Source organism: Marinoscillum luteum (assembly GCF_044005705.1).
GTDB lineage: Bacteria > Bacteroidota > Bacteroidia > Cytophagales > Cyclobacteriaceae > Marinoscillum > Marinoscillum luteum.
In genome coordinates, this window is record NZ_JBIPKE010000020.1 from 735,325 (window position 1) to 755,381 (window position 20,057).

At 43.9% G+C, this 20,057-nt stretch carries 14 protein-coding genes and 1 tRNA gene; 2 read left to right on the plus strand and 13 right to left on the minus strand.

Features of this window, described 5'->3' with window-relative positions; all coding sequences use genetic code 11:
- Positions 1-32: 32 nt before the first annotated feature.
- From ACHKAR_RS20730 to ACHKAR_RS20775, 10 genes are all read right to left on the minus strand, one after another.
- Positions 33-980, minus strand: a complete 948-nt coding sequence (locus tag ACHKAR_RS20730) for a sugar phosphate isomerase/epimerase family protein (protein WP_395419341.1) — start codon at positions 978-980, stop codon at positions 33-35.
- The gene (locus ACHKAR_RS20735; protein ID WP_395419343.1) at positions 977-1,186 is read right to left on the minus strand and encodes a chondroitinase-B domain-containing protein; all 210 of its coding nucleotides are present in this window, start codon (positions 1,184-1,186) and stop codon (positions 977-979) included. The genes ACHKAR_RS20730 and ACHKAR_RS20735 overlap by 4 nt, the downstream gene beginning before the upstream one ends.
- Before the next feature lie 35 nt (positions 1,187-1,221).
- Positions 1,222-1,977: a sulfite exporter TauE/SafE family protein gene (locus ACHKAR_RS20740; RefSeq protein ID WP_395419345.1), complete on the minus strand. Its 756-nt coding sequence runs from the start codon at positions 1,975-1,977 to the stop codon at positions 1,222-1,224.
- 36 nt (positions 1,978-2,013) lie between these two features.
- Positions 2,014-2,781, minus strand: a complete 768-nt coding sequence (locus ACHKAR_RS20745) for an SDR family NAD(P)-dependent oxidoreductase (protein WP_159582027.1) — start codon at positions 2,779-2,781, stop codon at positions 2,014-2,016.
- Between the two features lie 27 nt (positions 2,782-2,808).
- Complete coding sequence (locus tag ACHKAR_RS20750; RefSeq protein ID WP_395419347.1) at positions 2,809-4,068, minus strand: MFS transporter; 1,260 nt, start codon at positions 4,066-4,068, stop codon at positions 2,809-2,811.
- 24 nt (positions 4,069-4,092) lie between these two features.
- Positions 4,093-4,464, minus strand: coding sequence for a cupin domain-containing protein (locus tag ACHKAR_RS20755; protein WP_395419349.1), 372 nt, complete (start codon positions 4,462-4,464; stop codon positions 4,093-4,095).
- A gap of 7 nt (positions 4,465-4,471) precedes the next feature.
- Entirely contained in the window at positions 4,472-6,622 is a 2,151-nt protein-coding gene (locus ACHKAR_RS20760; protein WP_395419350.1) for a heparinase II/III domain-containing protein, read from the minus strand.
- Positions 6,623-6,796: 174 nt separating this feature from the next.
- The gene (locus ACHKAR_RS20765) at positions 6,797-7,534 is read right to left on the minus strand and encodes a FadR/GntR family transcriptional regulator (protein WP_159582035.1); all 738 of its coding nucleotides are present in this window, start codon (positions 7,532-7,534) and stop codon (positions 6,797-6,799) included.
- Between the two features lie 453 nt (positions 7,535-7,987).
- The gene (locus tag ACHKAR_RS20770; protein WP_395419352.1) at positions 7,988-9,604 is read right to left on the minus strand and encodes a RagB/SusD family nutrient uptake outer membrane protein; all 1,617 of its coding nucleotides are present in this window, start codon (positions 9,602-9,604) and stop codon (positions 7,988-7,990) included.
- Between the two features lie 46 nt (positions 9,605-9,650).
- Positions 9,651-12,671 (minus strand): SusC/RagA family TonB-linked outer membrane protein, encoded by a 3,021-nt coding sequence (locus ACHKAR_RS20775; RefSeq protein ID WP_395419354.1) that lies wholly within the window; start codon positions 12,669-12,671, stop codon positions 9,651-9,653.
- 931 nt (positions 12,672-13,602) lie between these two features.
- On the opposite strand from ACHKAR_RS20775, the gene ACHKAR_RS20780 reads away from it, so the two are divergent.
- Positions 13,603-14,511 carry a PKD domain-containing protein gene (locus ACHKAR_RS20780; RefSeq protein ID WP_159582041.1) on the plus strand — a complete coding sequence of 303 codons (909 nt, stop codon included), beginning with the start codon at positions 13,603-13,605 and terminating at the stop codon, positions 14,509-14,511.
- A 287-nt stretch (positions 14,512-14,798) separates the two neighbouring features.
- On the opposite strand, the gene ACHKAR_RS20785 is transcribed toward ACHKAR_RS20780, so the two are convergent.
- Both ACHKAR_RS20785 and ACHKAR_RS20790 read right to left on the minus strand, forming a co-directional pair.
- Positions 14,799-15,536, minus strand: coding sequence for a FadR/GntR family transcriptional regulator (locus ACHKAR_RS20785; protein ID WP_395419356.1), 738 nt, complete (start codon positions 15,534-15,536; stop codon positions 14,799-14,801).
- 604 nt (positions 15,537-16,140) lie between these two features.
- Positions 16,141-16,212, minus strand: a tRNA-Glu gene (locus ACHKAR_RS20790).
- Between the two features lie 334 nt (positions 16,213-16,546).
- Between ACHKAR_RS20790 and gap the strand changes: the two genes are divergently transcribed.
- On the plus strand, positions 16,547-17,551 hold the full coding sequence (gene gap / locus ACHKAR_RS20795) for a type I glyceraldehyde-3-phosphate dehydrogenase (protein WP_159582045.1): 1,005 nt from the start codon (positions 16,547-16,549) through the stop codon (positions 17,549-17,551).
- An 80-nt stretch (positions 17,552-17,631) separates the two neighbouring features.
- Here the strand turns inward: gap and ACHKAR_RS20800 are convergent, their stop codons facing one another.
- Positions 17,632-19,956, minus strand: a complete 2,325-nt coding sequence (locus ACHKAR_RS20800) for a glucan 1,4-alpha-maltotetraohydrolase domain-containing protein (RefSeq protein WP_395419359.1) — start codon at positions 19,954-19,956, stop codon at positions 17,632-17,634.
- Between the last annotated feature and the right edge of the window lie 101 nt (positions 19,957-20,057).

Here is a 20,057-nt window from a genome sequence, read left to right on the forward strand (position 1 = left end):
ATAGATAATTTAATCATTCGCGTTCAGGTTCTTTATGCTTCTTTCCATAGTTGTTGGACAGTAGTCAGGTCTTTTTTCATCGCATCAAAAACAATTTTTCGATCTACAGTGATTTCATAATGACCTTTTTCTGCTCCACCCAGGGGGTATTCCAGGTGCAAGGACACTGGCGGATTCAAACCATAGGTTTTCAATAATTTAAAATAGTCTTTGAAGTTCACCATTCCTTCACCTATTGGCACGTTCACGGCTTCCCATTGGCCATTGACCTTTGCCCATTGAAAATCTTTGAGTACGATCGTTTTTATACGCTCACGGAGCAACCGTAATCCATTTGTCCAGGAAAGTCCTCCCTCCACTGTGGCATGACGGATATCATATTGGGTCCCAAAATAAACAGGGTCCACGGTTGCAAGCAGTTGCTCTATTTCCCAAAAAGAAGATCCGATACTTGTTCCGGCATGGTTTTGATAGCAGCCGATGATATCGTATTGCCTACCCTGTTCGGCAAGCGCTTTGATTCTCTGCTGGTAGACTTTGATAGACTCCTGCAATGATTTGTCCGCATGATATTCAAACCAATTGATGCGATAAAACCCAATACCTTCATTGGCTGCGGTTTTGATGATGTCCAAATCATATTCGTTGTTCACATCGGTAATGGCCGTGGTGATCATCTCACAGGTAGAACCAGACTGCTTAATATCCCTAATAGCTGCAGGCAGGTCGGATTTCACATTTTCTGGCAGCACATGACCCTTGGGACGGACAGTCAGATCAATGCCATCAAACCCGAGCTCTGCGGCGATCTGACCAGCTTCTTTGAAGTCTAAAAACTGCAAATGCTTGGAAAATATATGCACCTTCAAGGGATCGTCAGAGCCATTCGGATGGAATCCGCCAACAGGGGATGGCAAAAAAGGAGCCATCAGAGCCACGGTTCCTGACTTTTGTAAAAACTTTCTTCTTGAAATTCTCATATCTTCATCATGTCTAATGACCTCTTGCTCTCCCCTTCTCCACCATCCCAAAAGAAGCCTTCTACAATCAAATAACTACCGTAGATGTTTAGTTTGGAAGAACCATTCAGTATAACTCCTCCCGGGGTCTCAGCTTTGAGGATAATGGAATTGCTTTGTGTTCCAGAATCAGTGAAGATGATGTCCTCATTAGAATAAGTACCCATCAGTCCAGGTTACAATGTCGCCTGTTTCACCTGCTTCAATAGTAAAACCATAGCTTTATTGACAGAACCACTATCGTGGCAAGCAACAATGCCTTAATCCATTTGTCACCCTTTTTGATAGAAAAAAGGCTTCCCAGCCATCCTCCCAATGAAGTCCCCACTGCCAGGGTCAATCCGTATCGCCACTGAATCAAATCATTGTAAATGAAAACCATCACCACCGCCAGCGTGTACACAAATGCTACAATGACCTTGATGCTATTGATTCTTACCATGGGATAGTGGTGTAGCCTGTCCAGCACGAAAATGATAATAAAACCAACTCCCGCATGAATAAAACCACCATAAATCCCTATCAGAAAGAAAATCAATATCTCTACCCATGGGCTTCTTTTTTCACCTCCGGTGTGGATACTAATTGGCTTCCGAGCGGAATCAAACACAATCATCAACCCTACCGCCAACATGATGATTGACAAAATTCGGGTGAACAACTCACCCCTGATATCAACTGCTAAAAACCCGCCCAACACCGCCCCTGGGATCGCTGCCAGTCCCAGGTAAATACTGTAGGGATAATCAATGATCCCGGCTCTTCTAAATTTATTTATGGCAAACACATTTTGCCAAAGGATTGCTATCCGGTTGGTGCCATTGGCCATGGCCGGCGGCAACCCCAGAAAGATCAATAAGGGTAGGGTCAACATAGAACCTCCTCCTGCAACCACATTCAGGAATCCCGCGCCTATACCAGCAAGAACCAGGAGCAAATACTCAAATAAACTCATCATCCCTGCTCCGGTTCGCTAGCTACAATCCAATTTTCATTATATTCCTAAGGCCTGACCACCACCCACTTGTATTGTCTCAGCAGTGATGAAAGATGCATCCTTACCTGCCAGAAAAGACACTACAGACGCTACTTCCTCAGGCTGACCCAATCGGCCTAGCATGATATTATTCTTCCACGAAGCAAATACCTCAGGTTTAGTCGATTTGATTTCAGAGTGAAATGGCGTATCGATTGTTCCAGGAGAAACAGCATTTACTCTGATTCCGTATTCAGCCAAATCTTTGGCCAACGCTCGTGTAATGGCATGAACTCCGGCTTTGGATGTACCATAAACGCCCGCTCCTGGTCCACCAGCATTCCACCCTGCGTTTGAGGTGTAATTGATGATTGAAGCATTTTCTCCTTTTTTCAAGTAAGGAATGGCTGCTCTCGAAGCAAAAAACACTGAATCCAGGTTTAAGGCCATCACAAATCGGTAAAACTCAGTGGTCATCTCTTCAAATCGAGATCTGCCTCCTAATCCACCAGCATTGTTTACCAGCACATCAATTTTACCGTACTTTTCACCAATTGCTTTAATATTTGAAGTTACTTCCTCGTCCTTTGTGACATCAAAGCCATAATATTCTGCGGTGATTCCCTCGCTGGCAAGTTCCTCTACTCTCTTCGCTCCTGCTTCATCTTCGATGCCATTTAGAACAACAGTAAACCCATCTTTACCTAATCTCTTGGCAACCTCGAAACCAATCCCTCCAGTTGCACCCGTTATTACTGCTACTTTATTTTCTCGTTTTTCTTCCATGTCTAATTATTCGTTTATTATTTATATCTAATCAATTGGTTTAATTTCTTTCGCGAAAAAGTACACTGACGCTACTCCCAGTGGTACAAATACCGCGATCATGATAAAAATTGGTGTATAGGATATTTCTGAAATGATAGGAACCAGAAAGTTCATGATGATGACCGAAAAGACACCTACTGTACCACCCAAACCGGCCAATGATCCTACTGATTTCCCGCTGAACAGGTCACTTGGCATGGTCTGAATATTGCTAATGATAAACTGAAAGCCAAACAGTACGAAAGCTACAATTACCACAAAAATCAGTGGACTATCCGCCAGAAGGATGGTCGCCAACAGTCCCAAAAACATGATCACTCCGCCTATGGTAATGGTCAGCTTTCTTGCCCGGTCTACAGATGCCCCATTGAGCATCAAACGTCCCGCAAAATAACCGCCAGACAAACTACCCAGCGCAGCTCCTACGTATGGCACCCAAGCGAAAAAACCTATTTCTTTTACATTGAAGCCATAAGTCTCTGCCAGGTAAATGGGCATCCACCCTACAAACAACCACCAGATCGGCTCCACAAAAAACCTGGATATCAGCACAGCCCATGATTCACGATGGCTGAGTATTTGCCTCATTGACAAACCTTCTGCTGAAGGATTATTGTCCGCCTCTGATTGTCCTGCAAGTATGTATTTCTTCTCTTCTTCGGTAATCCATGGATGTTTATTTGGTTTGGCTTTATTCACGAGTACCCAGGGCAATACCCACAACAAACCAATGGCGCCAACCACGATGAAGGTGACTTTCCAACCAAAAGCAACCCAAAGGAGGGCAATCAAAGGTGGTGCGACTACAGATCCAAGGGCTGCTCCGGCGTTGAATATGCCCTGAGCCATGGCTCGTTCCTTTACAGGAAACCATTCGGCATTACTTTTCACAGCCCCAGGCCAGTTTCCAGCTTCTCCTAATCCCAATAGCACCCTGAAGGCAGAAAATGAGAACAATCCTCTGGCCAGAGCATGCAGCATGGTGGCCACGCCCCACACCGAAATGGATACTATGAACCCAAGCCGTGTACCAATCTTGTCAAACATTCGACCAGATACTGATTGCCCTACTGCATAGGCTATCATGAATATATTCAGAATGAGCGCATAGTCATTTTTCGACATGCCCAGATCTTCTGAAATACTCGGCCACATAATGCTCAGCGCCGACCGATCAATGTAATTGATTACGGTAGCCAGACATATCAGTCCAATGATCCACCACCTAAGTCCCTTAACCTTCATCTTATCCTTTGTTATGTGTCTATTTTATTTATTACCGAAGTACGAAACCCCCGACCCGTCGAGAAAGTCTTCTCTCACCGGACTGAAAGTATCAATCAACATTCCCGCCTCCAGACAGACCGCACTATGAAGGAGGTTAGGTTCGATGTACACGCCATCGCCTCCGCTAACTATCTGTTTCACGCCATCGATCACAAACTCGAACTTGCCAGAAACGCAGTAGGTCGTCTGGGTATGAAAGTGCTGATGAGGTGAGCCTTCGGCTCCCTTTTCAAACTTCACTTGTACCATCATGATCTGATTATCCCAGCCCAGCATCTTTCGAGAGACGCCACCGCCAAGCTCTTCCCATTCCATCTCCTTGGTTAAAATGTATTTTTCGCTTTTTCTTCCCATTTCTCAATTATTTTATTTTCTTAAATTCATAAACTCCTTGCCACGTGCACTGTCCTTTGGCTGATTTCACAGCATGCTGACTTGATTCGCTTTCATCTTTGAGTGAAAAGGCCAGTTGGTATTCCTCACCACTGTTCAATTGAAATCGAACCACAACATATTCTGCTGATTGATGCAGCACTTTTAAATCTGCAATGGAAGTGAACAGGTTTAAAGGACGTTCAGTAGAGTAATCGTAACTCCCATGTATTTCATATAAGCTGGCAAAAACGGTATTGCCTCCTGTCCTGCGGTGAATAATACCCGGGTCACGTCGCAGGTTAAAATTAGGATCATTGGCACCTATCCTCGTCATTATCATTTGGTCACCTGATTGAATGACGGAGGTTAGGGTATAGAATCTCTTCTTATTAAACCATGTCATGCTATACAAGTCTCCCGTGAGGTCTGCTTGCGCTTCAGCCCATAAGTGCTGGTACCCGGACTCTTTGCCCATTGGGGTCAGGTCATTGTTAGTCTGAAGTTGCTGATTTGAGGACATGAATTCACCCACATAATAAAGTGGTAAATCATACCTGGTTTCTGCTGGCGCCTGTACCGATAATAAATCTATCACCAATGGGTGCTCTAGTTCCTCAAGATCAACCATAGCCATGGTCCGATGCATCTCAACATCATCATAGGCCTTGGTTTCTCTGGCACTTACAATCCGAACGCTTTCACCGGCAGCTAAATAATAAGGAGTGCCAGACGTCTTATCGGCTTCCTTAACCTTGCCATCAAAATGCGAATCCTTATTCACTACCAGGGCATTGTGGGCAACAGTCTCCTTAGCCCAGCTGTGATTTTCTTTGAGGTATCCACCCCCATCCTTATGTTCAATATTAACCCAACGAGCTGAGCCATAGTCCTGAATGACCTCACCAGTCTCATCATAAAGCATAAACCCCAGCCGATCGAAATGTCCGTGTCCCATTCCATGCTTGGCATACTTCATCACCAGTGTAAGGTCACCCCCTCTGAGGATACCAATAGCACCCTCATATCCATTGGCGCCATCGCTGAGCTCAATACTTGGTTTAATAAATGGCATGGCAAGCCCCTCCCCGATGGCCTTAGCCGCATCAAATCCGGCATCATTGAGCGGAACTCTACCTTGAGAAGCTATGACCGACAATAAGCTGGGGTCCTGTGAACCATAGTGATAAGCCATGCTCACGGCATTCACAAGCTCACGCGATGCCAGCGACATACCTTTCTGTGAGTCATTGATCGGGAAAAATTCACCCGCGGAATTAGTTTGATTAAGCAGGGCGTAGACCCCCTTGATCAATACAGAATCCTTATAGGCCAGAATCTTGAGATCTGGGCGTTTATTAGACAAACCCTCCGCAAAGATCAAAAATGGGTACATGGCGTATCGCTGGTAATAGGGGCCCTCTGTATAATATCCATCAGGAGAGAACGCATGGTTGATTTGTGCCAGGAAACCCATTTCTTGATCTTGCGAAATAATGCTTCCACCATCATTGTCCACAGCGCCGGCTTTTACCGATACTGATCTTGCTCCGTACAATGCCCGATCGACCAATTCCTGATCATCGATGACCAATCCGATCATCCCTACGGCAGCATTACCCCATGTACTATGATTGTGAATTCGATTAAAAAATTGCGGCGTTTCTATAGAAAGAAAATCAGCCATCGGCTTGAAAAGGCCGCCATTGAGTGCCTGACGATCTTCCTCAGAAAGCCACTCATATATACAATCGTAAGCCTGACTCACATAGACCAGCCAGTTTGCATCGTTGAGGCATTGCCAGAATAACTTTCCTCTGGCATAGGAGCGCTCAGCAGGATGTCGATCTAAATTAGGATATAGATCCAGATAGGCATACAACATGTCCTTGATATAAACAGAATATCGCTCATCCCCGGTGATCTGGAATAACACACCCGCTTTCTGTAAGGTGAAAAAGTTAGTCTTGTGTTGTTCATGTGTATATCCACCAGCTAAATCTTTGGGTACAGGTACATCTATCCCTTTCTCGATCTCCGCATCTACTTCAAGTTGTACAGTAGCCAGTGTCTGGTCAAATAAAGCCACCTGACCAAGCCCCTGACGAATTTCTTTGATTCCGTCTTTCGTCAAAATCAAGGATGGGCTCGTTTGCCCATCCGATTTTGACAGTATGAAGAAGAAAACAATTGTTATGTAAATTTTAAATCTCACTATCTATTTAGTTACTTCAATGTTTTTGCCCCCATGATGGTAGAAGCAAACACTCATCAGGAACACCTGAATCACGAGTACCGGGCTACACCACCCTGATCAACTCTTTTTAGTTTTTCCGTTGATGAACCCACTCTGCTCCAATGAAAAACTCAAAATATCTTGTAAGTGGTGTTCCATGGTTTCAGAGGCCAATTCCGGATTTCTACTTTCTATGTGCTCAAATATTTGGTAGTGTTCTTCCAAAGCACATACTGGCCTGTCTCCACCACATATATTGTTCTCCTTGAAATGTGTGAGTATGTCTGGAGATATAATCAACATCAGAGATTTAAGAGCGGTATTGTTACTCGCCTCGGCAATCTTCAAATGAAACATTAAATCATGCTCAACAGTATCCGCTCCTTTTGAGACGGCCTTTTCATAGTCACTCAGTGCTTTCGACATATGAATAAGATCAGCATCCGAACGGCGCATTGCAGCGAACTTGGCTGAGTTAACTTCAAGCAAAACCCTGGTCTCCACCAAAGCACGGAAATCATTAGCTTCTAACTTTAGTACATCCGAAATAAGACCTTCCAGAGCTGTAATCCCCATTCCGCCTACTACCGTTCCGCTCTGAGGCAAAGTCTTCAGAATACCGTAAAACTCTAGCTTCTTTATCGCATCTCTTAAGTGGGTACGACCTACTCCAAGTTTCTCGCAAAGCTTACGCTCTGGAGGGAGTCGGTCCCCGGGTTTCAGCTGACCAGACGTAATCAATTCCTTGATTTGATTGATGATCTTATCAACTGGGGTTTCAATTTTAATACGACTAAAGTTGCTAAGTATTTCCATAATAAGTAATCGGTTGTACCCAACAATTGGTCGACCAATTTAGAGCGTCACAATTGCAGGTCAAAATAATTGAACAAAATATTTCCCATAGTCTGATTAGCCCCCAGCTCCTAAAAACACACGATTAAACAAAGAAGTCAAAACTCCTTTTTACTCTTTCATTATCAGATCATTAAGCCAAATAACTTAACGAACTCGATCGATATATTCCTCCTCAATATTTGGTTAACCAAACATTGGATGGCTAGTGACTACATTGCGCAAACTTACCAAAAGTACTTCGATTCCGCATCACAGATCTCAATCTTGAACCTTCCATACTCAGATACCAACCAACTTCATCATTCCTGTTTTTTGTTACTATTCTCTGGTACCATGTGGTTTTCAAAATTGAATTCTTAAAAGAGACCACCACCTTCTGATGGCCTCTTTTAGTTATCAATGCTCTATGTGTTACAATCCTTCGTAGCCCACATTTTGCTTAAGTCCTTCCAGTAAATCCACATCTACGTAGTACTTAGGCCATAGGTAATCCACATTAGGATCAAAATCTCTATTCTCAAGAGCAGGTGCAGCACCACTGTATACGTTACCCATTTTTCTGCGCACAATATCATACCATCTCACGCCCTCAAAAGCCAGCTCTAATCTGCGCTCTTCCATCACATCCTGAACTGTCACAGCACCTGTAATGTCGGCTGGAACAGGACTTGGGGGATACTTGCTATCACCAGCACCGGCTGCATTTCTTGCACGCGCCCGTACTCTATTGATATATTCTACAGCCGCTCCGTTGTTACCCAATTCTACGGCCGCCTCTGCTGCTATTAAGAGCACTTCAGCATAGCGTAAAATGATTTGCTTAGAATTAGAATCCCTTAAACTTGCTCCCTGAGGTGTGCTTGTCCTTAAACCAGCTTCTCCTACAGCTCTGAAGTATTTTGCAATGTGTGGTCTTGCAACATTTTGACTAATTCCATCCCACTCGGTAAATCGGTAATCTGGCTCACCCAGATAGGTAATGGCAGTATCCAAGCTCACAGCTTTACGATAATCCCTGCCATCCCAGGTATTGTACACACTGAGCTCCGGCACGGCTACACTCCATCCAAAAGCATCTGAATTAAGCGCTGCAAACCTTTCGTCACCACGAGGACCTGTAACAGAGGTTACCTGATCTGTACCCGCATTAGATCCTCCCAGTTCTCCCGGGGTGATGTTATGATTGTCATTAGCTATGAAAGTGATATTGAACAGGATCTCAGAAGAAGCGAAATCAGGTGCGAAAATATCATAGAAATTATTATCTAAAGCCACACCATACTTGCCTTCATTATCGATCACGTGTTTGGCATTGTCAAAAGCATTTTGCCAATCATCAGTTTGTGCCGCCTCAGAGGTAGCTCTGGTCATGTAAACTGACGCCTGCATGCCATAAGCTGCCGCTTTACCCGGATGAGATCTATCTACTGGAATATCTGCCAGCCATTCCTTGGCAAAATCCAGGTCCGCAATTATCCCCTCATAGATATCTGATACAGAAGACTGTTGAACGGCATATGGATCGTCTATTGGCTGACCATCCATGTAGATGATTTCACCAAATAGTCGCACATATACAAAATGTACATAAGCACGCAGGAAGTATGCCTGTGCCGCAACTGCATTGATTTCTGCTTCTGATCCGTCTACATTATCCTTAGCATTAATCACCTCATTGGCAGCTGCCAGGGCTCTATATCCCACGGTCCAAAATGCATTTACCAGGCCATTGTCCTGTTCCATTTGCATGAGATCGCAGGCATGTCGTCTGGTAGGGGTACTTGGATCTCCAATACCCACCATGTCCGAACGCAACAGAAGTGCTAGAGTCAATTTACGTCCGTGAAAATCCTCACGTGCAAGTTGGCCATAGGCCCCATTAACTCCGGCTTTTAACTCCTTCACTGATACAAAGAGACCCTCAGGACTTAATGTCCCCACTGGTCGCTCTTCCAAATCTTCACATGACATGGTTGAAAACACCATGATCAGCGCGAATAATATTGAGTTTAAATATGTTCTTTTCATTATCTTTTTTATTTAGAAACTGACAAATAAAACAACTGTCAATTGTTTAAAAACCCAGGTTTAGACCCACAGTATAGGTTTTCACGTTAGGGTAACTACCATAATCCAATCCCAGATTCCTGTTGGAGTCTGCATTACTTGTTGAATTATTGTAGGCAGTTTCCGGATCTAACCCAGAGTAATCAGTGAATGTCAAAAGATTCTGTGCACTTACATAAAACCTCAATGATCGAACGTTGATCTTATCAAGTAAGGATGATGGCACATTATAGCCCAGGGCAATATTCTTCACACGCACATAGCTCCCATCCTCTATCCAGCGAGAGGTTACTTTAAGGGTTCTGTCTGTATCTGCAGATGGAATAGTCCCTTTGGCATTGTCTATCGGATGATAGCGATCAAGCGCGGCTGTTGACACGTTCCACGTACCTCTAAAAGATTCCAATTCCATTCTGGTAAGGTTCATCATATCATTACCATGAACACCCTGAAGGAAAATATTCAAATCGAAATTCTTGTAAGTGAAGTTGTTGTTCATTGACCACACAAAATCTGGGTGTGGATTACCTATGATTTTTCGATCATCGTCATTCAATATTCCATCATCATTAAGGTCTGCAAACTGCTCTCCGCCTATTTTTCCATCTGAGCCCTCCAGTAGAGGATCACCTGGCTGGGTCACTCCCTCATAAACAAAGCCGTAGTAGACACCCACAGGCTGTCCTATTTCCAGGAGTTGAAATCCAGTGGCTATATTGAAATGACCCGGAGCGTCTTCATACCTAATCCCAACCGTATCGGCCAAGGACACTATTTCATTTCTGTTCATGGAGAAGACGAAATTGGAAGTCCAGGAGAAGTCTGCTCGCTGTATATTCCGAGTGGTAATAGCGGCTTCAAGGCCCTTGTTTCTTACTTCGCCAGCATTCTGAATCTGCGTGGCCGTTCCTGCTACACCGAGAAATGATGGAATGGGGCGATCAAACAAAAGATCACTGGTAAGTTTATTGTAGTAATCCACCGTAAAATTGATTCTATCATCGATCAATCCAACATCTAGTCCAACGTTTAGCTGAGAAGTAGTCTCCCATGTCAGGTTAGGATTTGCCAAGGTGCCCAAAATAAACGCACCTTCACCTGGTCTGATTGAATATTGTGAACGCAAGGTTGCCAAAGAACCATAAGCACCAATGGCCTGATTACCTGTCAGACCGTAACTGGTCCTGAGTTTCATGGAATAGATCGGGTTAAAGTTTTTCAGGAAAGCCTCATCACCAATATTCCAGGCAATCGCACCAGAAGGGAAAAATGCCCACTTGTTGTTGGCAGCGAAATTAGAAGCACCATCATATCTACCAGTGACAGTAAAAACATACCTGTCAAACAAAGTGTAGTTCAATCTGGAATAGTATGATTTCAAGATTCTGGTAGAAGTACCTGAATTTGGTGCAGGCCATGTAGCACCACCGCCTAAGTTCCAGTAGCTCACTGCCTCCGAAACAAAGTCACTAGATGTTGCCAGTAGATCTTCGTCCTGTGATTTTTGATAAGAATAACCATTCACCCAGTTGATTCGGTGTCCGTCAAAATCCTTTTTTACAGTGAAGTAATTTTCTGTCAGCAAATTGATGGCCTTATCAAACTCCAGTGTTCCGATACCACCATTGCCTCCTCTTCCCAGCTGTGAGGAAGTAAAAGTGCCCTCTCTATAAGAAGTAACACCAGCTCCCAGTGTAGATTTGAAACTAAGCCAATCAAGGATCTTAACCTCTGCAAAACTATTGACCTGAAACCTGTCAGTAATTCTTTCACGATCAATACCATTGGCAATGGCTACCGGGTTGTCAATATTATCTCCCAGTTTGGATTGAGTATAATTGCCATCTGCATCACGTACCGGTGTGTCAGGTTCCAACCTGGCTGCTGCTCCTAACACGCCTGTGTTACTTGATCCTCCGGTAGTTTCCTGGGTAAGCACACCATTTTGGATGCTCCTTCTACCATAAAGATTCACTCCGAGATTTACCCTTTCAGATGCCTTAAAAGACAAATTACTGGTAATCGAGTAGCGCTCATAATCTGAATTCACCACGACACCTTCCTGCTCAAAATGCGTAGCAGATATGTAATATTTCGATGAAGGACTCCCTCCACTTACAGACACCTGATTATTCCAAATATGACCTGATCTTAAAATTTCGTCCTGCCAGTCAGTATCTACATCAGGATTGTAATCATAATTTGGAAGGACCTCCAGAATATAATCTCTGAAGTCTTCTCCTGATAACAAATCCAAACGGTCACTGGCCTCCTGATAAGAATAAGAACTATTGAAGTCAACCTTCATCTTACCTTCTCCACCACTTTTGGTAGTGATCAATAGCACACCATTGGCTGCCCGTGATCCGTAGATAGCAGTGGCAGACGCATCTTTCAAAATCTCCATGGATTGAATATCCTGTGGAGGTGGCATTTCACCGCCAACAAAGCCATCGACTACTCTAAGTGGCTCACTACTGGCATTGATAGAACTTCCTCCTCTTATTTTCAGGCTGAAGTTAGCTCCTGGCTCACCTCCGTTGGTAGATTGAATCTGCACACCGGCTGCCCGGCCTTGAAGTGTTTGTACAGCGCTCAACGCAGGAAAAGCGTTTAATTCTTCGGATTTTATCGAAGATAATGCCCCTGTATTATCACTTTTTCGCACTGATCCGTACCCAACTACCACAATTTCATTGAGCTGCTGTAGATCCATCTCTATCGACACATCTATCTCAGACCTTCCAGCCACCTGCACCTCAGTGTTCACATACCCAACAAAACTCACACGCAAAACAGCAGTCTGAGGGTCGGATACAGTAATTGAGTAGCGTCCATCCACATCAGTAATGGTACCATTGGAAGTACCTTTCTCGAGAACCGTAGCACCCGGTATGCCGAGACCGTCCTCGGCCGAAGCAACAACGCCGGACACAGTCATTTGTGCAGACGCTAAATACGACACAAAGCACATCGCTAATAACGCTACGTACTTGCTCTTAATCTTCAATAGTAATAGTCTTCTCATAATTTAAATCAACTAAACAATAGAAAAAAAAATTGAACTGATTGATCGGTCAATTGATTGGTCAACCAATTGCACTTGGGAGCAAGATAACTATTTTCAATAAGATCACAAGAAAATTGAAAATAATTCAGTCTTGAGATCACAAAAGCATTTTATTTTATAAATATGATAATTAACTATTCCTGAACCTCTCAGGGGGATTTCTCACCTAAGAAATCTCATAATTGGTCGACCAAACTTTTTTTATTGACTCTCCCGTAATACTATATCCCATAAACCTGGATTTACAAGGCACTTATATTGATATATAGGCGTCTAATATGCCCAGAACGGCACATATTAAACTAATCCCCAACAATCTCTTTAGATTTTGACGCACACCCCTGTTACCCCGGTGACCGAACCCACCAGACTACTGACGCCCCCATTTAATCGCGGCATTTATCTACTCCTTTGAGCAAAGGAAAGCCCAGCAGATCACTCCAGCGATTAATTACCAAAATAGAATTTTTTAACCAAAAACTGGTCTACCAATTTAAAATTGCTTAATTTACCAATTGATAATTAGCAAATTCGCTTTTTCATTCTTCTGAATGGGCACATAAAAGGATGAATTCAATGGAAATGGGCACCTTATTTTAAGACCCGACCAAATGCATACTGGATTCAAATGAATGAAGAAGTAACTGGTGAAAAGGGAATTATTACCATTCAAAATCCCAAAAGCCCTCAGAATCTGCAACCTGTTGCATTTCATTAAAATAAAAATTCAACAAATCACTCAACGCTGACAGTATAAAAATTATTAAAAAAAGAATTTCAACACCATTTTGATTGATTTCTTGCAATACAACTTTCAATACTCTATATTGGTCAACCAATTATTGGAGAACCATTAATTATCTTTTTTCCTACTAAACTCAAATTAATTATGAAACGAACATTTCTATCCGGCAAGAAGGCAACGGCCTTTTTCTCAAGAGGCCTAGCGGCAACTATATTGGCCTTTGGGGCTCTTACCTTCGCAACATCTTGTGGAGAAGATGAGAAAGTCGATCCTCCAGTACCCGCAGCAGCGTCTTTTGTCGCTCAAGTGGATGTATTCGAGGTGACCTTCGTTAACTCGTCTACTGGCGCTGTAAGTTCTGCTTGGGATTTTGGAGATGGCAACACCTCGACAGAGCTTAATGTAGTGCACACTTACACCTCACCAGGTGACTACACTGTAACACTAACCGTAACAGGCGAAGCTGAAGACACAGATACTGCTGAAGAAGTAGTGTCAATCGTTATCCCAGAGTCATCTTTTGAAAATGGTGATTTTGATCTGTATCCTGCTGACCATGAAATGTACCAGGCCAACAATGACATGTGGGAACCACCAACTGCAGATGATGGCTGGACAGGACGTGAAGGCTTCAGAGCTGGTGGTATGACCACTGACGGTAAAAAGCTTGAGGATGGCACTAAAACCAATGGTCTTAAAATTTACGGCCCAGAGCGAGGCGCATACCAGGTAGTTGATGTGGTTCCAGGCGCTACTTACGTAGTTACATTCGAAGCAGCAACTGAAGTAATTGACGAGCCAGCTGTTGACTTAGTATCTGCTTATATTCTCTCTGAGGAAATTAAAACAGAGGCGGCTATCACGGAGGCTAACACCATGGCCAAGGTCACGGTAACCAGCTACCCTACTGCAGCTAAGGGTGAGTTCCAAACTTATTCCATGGAATTCACAGCAACCACCGACAAAGTGCTTTTCTTCCTCATCAGTGATGATCCACTTGTGGATGGAACTCGTGAAGTTTGGACAGATAACTACGTTATCGATTTCAAATAAGCACTATCAAAGTTTATAAACAAGTATAAAAGAGGCCGTCTCAAATGTTTGAGGCGGCCTTTTTATTCCAATGATTTCTGTGGAGTTAATTGTCGAGCTCTCAATTTCCCTAGTTCACAGGCCGCTCACTTTATTGATCTCAGCCTTCTTTAAATAAAAAAGACTGCCCTTCTGAGACAGCCTCTTTTTTATATTTCATTCCGACATTCATTGCTAAGTGTATCTCAAGCTGGAAACTTGATAACCTAGTAGGTCAAATTCAACCTAAGCTGTTCCTCAGTCTTTGCTTACTTTGCAGCAACTGCCGATTCACTGATATTGCTTTGAGTCAATGAAAAACTCAATATATCACTCAAATGCTCTTTCATGGAGTCAGCAGCCTCATCAGGTCTTTTCTGCTCAATGTGCTCCAATATCTTGTAATGTTCATCCAAAGCGGTAACTGGGCGATCACCCCCGCATACATTGTTTTCCTTGAAGTAGGTAAGAATATCTGGGGTTATAATCAACATGAGGGATGTAAGCACCGAGTTCTTACTAGCTTCAGCTATTTTCAAGTGGAACAACAAGTCACACTCCACTGAATTTTTACCCTCTGAAACAACCTTTTCGTAATCCGACAATGCACTGGCAATGGATCCAATGTCCTCATTGGTTCTGCGCATAGCCGCAAAACGTGCAGCATTTACCTCCAAAAGAACTCTGGTTTCTACCAAAGCATGAAAATCACTTCCCTGCAATTCAAGCACATCGGAGATAAGTCCTTCAAGGGCCCCGATTCCAAAACCAGCCACCACTGTACCACTCTGTGGAAGAGTCTTTAAAATACCGTAAAATTCCAGTTTGCGAATAGCATCTCTCACATAAGTTCTGCCTACCCCAAAGCGTTCGCTCAGCATGCGCTCTGCTGGTAGCCTATCTCCCGGCTTCAATTGACCAGAAGAAATCAGTTCCTTAATCTGTTTGATGATTTTATCTCCCGGTTTTTCAATGACAATCTCCTTAAAGTTATTTAGCAAATCCATGACGTTTGGTTAATTATTGGTGTCGATTTTGACCAGCCCATTCTAAATTATATTCTCTTCAAAACTTAAACCACTTTTTATACATTTTTTTACTCCGAACAGTTCCGTCCACCACAAAAAGGACCCTTAAATATAATAAAAGCACATTTGAGCAAGCATTTAGTGGAAATGGACATTAATCGAATGAAAGATAAACATAAATTTTCAGCCTAAAATCCACGACTCACCAGAGATTATCTCTCTATCGTCATCGACGGGTAAATCACATATAAAGGAATTATAAAGGCCTTTCAAGGATCAAGCGGAATTCCTGTGGGGAGATTGCATTATAGATGGATGGTGAAGTTGTGATCTGATACCTTATATTCTCAATCTAGTTGATTGGCCACTTACCTTCATTTTCTTTGCTTGCCCCGGCCGGGCAAGGCTTGGATGCCCCGCCCGCCTGAACGTTCCTGCTTTTCTAAATTCACAGTCTATTAATTGGCTTTAAAAAATATAACTATATAGAGTTACCCCACACAAATATTGCTTGATCCCTTCCCAAGCACAAGGAAAATGAAGGCAGAAAACAAAAAAAGCCACTCAGATGAGTGGCTTTTTGTAGTCCGTAGGGGAATCGAACCCCTGTTACCAGGATGAAAACCTGGCGTCCTAACCCCTAGACGAACGGACCATTTTGTTTTTGGTGCTGCAAAAATAGATAAGCTCCTTTATTATGCAAATGTTGACCGCAATTATTTTCAAAAAAAATTCCTCACAAACTAATTCTCTTCAAAAGCCCATCCTCGTTGTAAATTTTTCAAAATCCGGCGTAAAAAACTAAAAATCCACCAGCGTTGGAATTATATATGCCCACCAACCAAAGATAATATCGAAACCGCCCTGAGGCTCAGGACAGTAGAGCTGAAAATACTAAAAAAGTGTTCTTTTTGGAAATTTGTTTCTGAATAATCTAGTTATAGATTTGCATCGAATTTGAGCAAAACATTTCAAAACCAATATATATTATGTCAAAAGTAAAAATCGGAATCAATGGATTCGGAAGAATCGGCAGACTGGTATTCAGAGTAGCCGCTGAAAATCCGAATATTGAAGTGGTGGGAATCAACGACCTTATAGATGTTGATTACATGGCTTATATGCTAAAATACGATTCTACACACGGCCAGTTCAAAGGCGATGTAGAAGTAAAAGACGGTAAACTGGTTGTAAATGGTTCTGCAATTCGTGTAACATCAGAAAGAAACCCTGCAGACCTTAAGTGGAGCGACGTAGGCGCTGAGTACATTGTAGAATCTACAGGACTCTTCCTCACCAAAGAATCAGCTAAAGGGCACATCGATGCTGGTGCGAAAAAAGTAATCATGTCTGCTCCTTCTAAGGACGACACCCCTATGTTCGTAATGGGCGTGAACCAGGACGCTTATACCTCTGACATGGTGTTTGTATCAAACGCCTCTTGTACTACCAACTGTCTGGCTCCGATTGCCAAGGTTTTGAATGATAAATTCGGAATTGAGTCTGGCCTGATGACTACTGTACACGCTACCACTGCTACTCAGAAAACTGTAGACGGACCGTCTATGAAAGACTGGAGAGGCGGAAGAGGTGCCGGACAAAACATCATCCCTTCTTCTACAGGTGCAGCCAAAGCTGTGGGTAAAGTAATTCCTGAATTGAATGGAAAATTGACAGGTATGTCTTTCAGAGTACCTACTCCTGACGTTTCTTGTGTAGACCTTACCGTCAACCTGAAAACTGAAACTACTTACGAAGAAGTATGTGCGGCTATGAAAGCGGCAGCTGAAGGTCCATTGAAGGGTATTCTTGGATATACAGAAGATGCAGTAGTCTCTAACGACTTCCTGGGCGATTCCCGAACTTCGATCTTCGATGCAGGTGCAGGTATCCAATTGACACCTAAATTTTTGAAAGTGGTATCATGGTACGACAATGAGTGGGGTTATTCTACTAAAGTTGTTGAGCTATTGGAATACATCGCTTCCAAATAAGCATTCACAAATCATAAAAAAGGGGTTCGGACTATCGTCTGAACCCCTTTTTTTTTATTCTGCTGGTTAGAACCACCGGATTACTTCACCACAATCTTCCGCGTATATTGCTCATCATTCACCGACACCCTCACGATATACATGGCATTGGAAGGCGGTAACTGGCTCGCGTGAAAAGTGATTTGATGCCCACCCTCAGCTAAATCTGAATCAAAAAGATTCATACTCTGTCCGCTCGTATTGAAGACCTCCAACCTGACATGGGCGGCTGTTTTCAAACTAAATGACACACTGGCTTGAGAGAAAAATGGATTGGGATAGATGGTCAGGTCATTGTCCTCAAAAATAGCTGCCCGGCTACCACTCCCAGACCAGCTACCATTGGCATAATAAGACGTAGGCCCACAGGTATACAAGTCAGCCGTCTGATTGGCTCCATTGTTATTGAAGATCACATTGGAGCAATTGGCAGGGATCACTCCATAGTACCAACCGTCACCATTGTTAGTCAGTGTATTGCCAGGCCAGCCATTGGTGTAGGTCTGTCCATCCCCCCAGGCATAGAAGTGGGAGTAGCCCTGAACGTAAACTGTGAGGGTACTTCCGCCTCCATTGGGATCAGTGGCATACCATGCTCCATTGCTGTAATAGGGAGAGTCATTGCAGGTATACAAATCACTGGTCTGGTTACTTCCATTGTTGCTAAAAATGATGTTGGCACAGTCCTCCGAAATGCTAATTTCACTCCATCCATTGGGACCGGCACCCAGTGCTGACCCTGGCCAGGCGCCAAGTAGTGGGTTCAAATTGGCATCCCAGGCATAGGCGTGCGTGTAACCCTGGGCATATACCGTCATAGAGCCAGAGGAACCTCCTCCGCCACCACCACCCGGCTCGCTTGCATACCATGTACCATTCTCATAGTAAGGCATGTCATTGCAAGTGCTCAGATCTGCTGTCTGGCCTGCTCCGTTGTTGCTGAAGATCACGTTCGAACAGTCTGCGGAGATGGTCACTTCATTCCATCCACCAGCCCCGGCAGTCATTGCCGTGCCCGGCCAGGCGCCAAGAAGTGGGTTTTGATTACTATCCCAGGCATAAGCATGACTATAACCCTGCACATACACAGTCATGGAGCCTCCTCCGCCTCCACCACCTGTGCCTCCTTCAGACCATACAGCATAGTTGGTTCCTGATGCAGCCAAAGTCCAGGTACTCCCCATCCCCTCAGCCGCAGGATCCCCCCAATTGCCATAACCCATCTTCAGGAAAACAGTATGGATATCTCCTGCAATGGAGGCCACGTACAATCCATTTTCGCTCCGATGAATCGTGACCGGGCTCTCACTATGAATCCCGGCATCCTTCCTCACCTGAATCAGCGCCTTGATCTCGTTGGTCACAGCTGATCCCCACTCATACATGTGCGGCCAGTAGATACATGGTACTCCTGGGTGAGTCAGCAGGTAGGCGTAAGACTGACCTACATTGTTACCATTCAATACATTGTTGCCGGGATCGTAATCCGGAGTGTCATGGTTCTCAATAAAAGTGGTATAATGCCGTGGGTCCCAGCCAATACCTCCTGAAGGTGCCCCCTGGGTAGACAGATATGAATAGTTATTATCCTTAATCACCGCCTTGAGGGTGTAATAAGTGGAAAAATCAAAGGCTGTGGAGCCCGTGGCATTTACCCAGTCCTGAACTACTTGCTTGTTGGCACTCCAGTTTTCACCTACAGAAAATGTGGGATTGGTGTGACCGTTATATACTGTGAAATAATATGGATCAAACCCATGTACAAAGTCGTAACGCCAGCCGTCATAGCCAATGGCTTTCAGATTGTCTAAAAAAGCCTTGATGTCGTTTTGCACAAAGCCCTGCGAATGGTCAATATCCCTGGCAGCAGCGTATGGGGTACCCGAGTCGTTATTGCCTCTCAGAGAGATCCCACTATAGGCGGAATTACTCCAGACCTCATCATCACCGGTAATGGAGTTGGTTCCCCAGGTAGGGTTGGTGAAATCCACCCAATTGGTTGACCCCACCCGATGGTTGACCACAATATCTGCAATGGCTTCTATACCCAATCCATTCAGGGTAGAGAGCAGGCTCTGATGCTCAGCCAGTGACCCATACGAATTTGCGAAATTATTGAGTTCTCTGGGGAGGTAGCCCTCCAATGACCCGGCATCACTCGGAGGCGGAAGCCAGATCATGTCTATACCGGCGGCATTCATATCCGCAGATTTGCCCTCCAAATGACTGTACCAGTCACCCGGGTAATCATGAGAAGATTCCCAGTAAAAACCCTGGAGCAGCACCCGGCCATCATTGGCCGCCTGGGCACCGGCGCTCATCATGAGCAGTAAAAAAGCGATAGAAAGTAAGAGGTGTTTCATCATTGATTGGATTTTGGTTAGCATTTTAAAATTTGTGATAACCAATCTCCCCTCTTATCTCCGCTCATTCGCTTCATTTCATAACGCGAGACGGATCACATAGC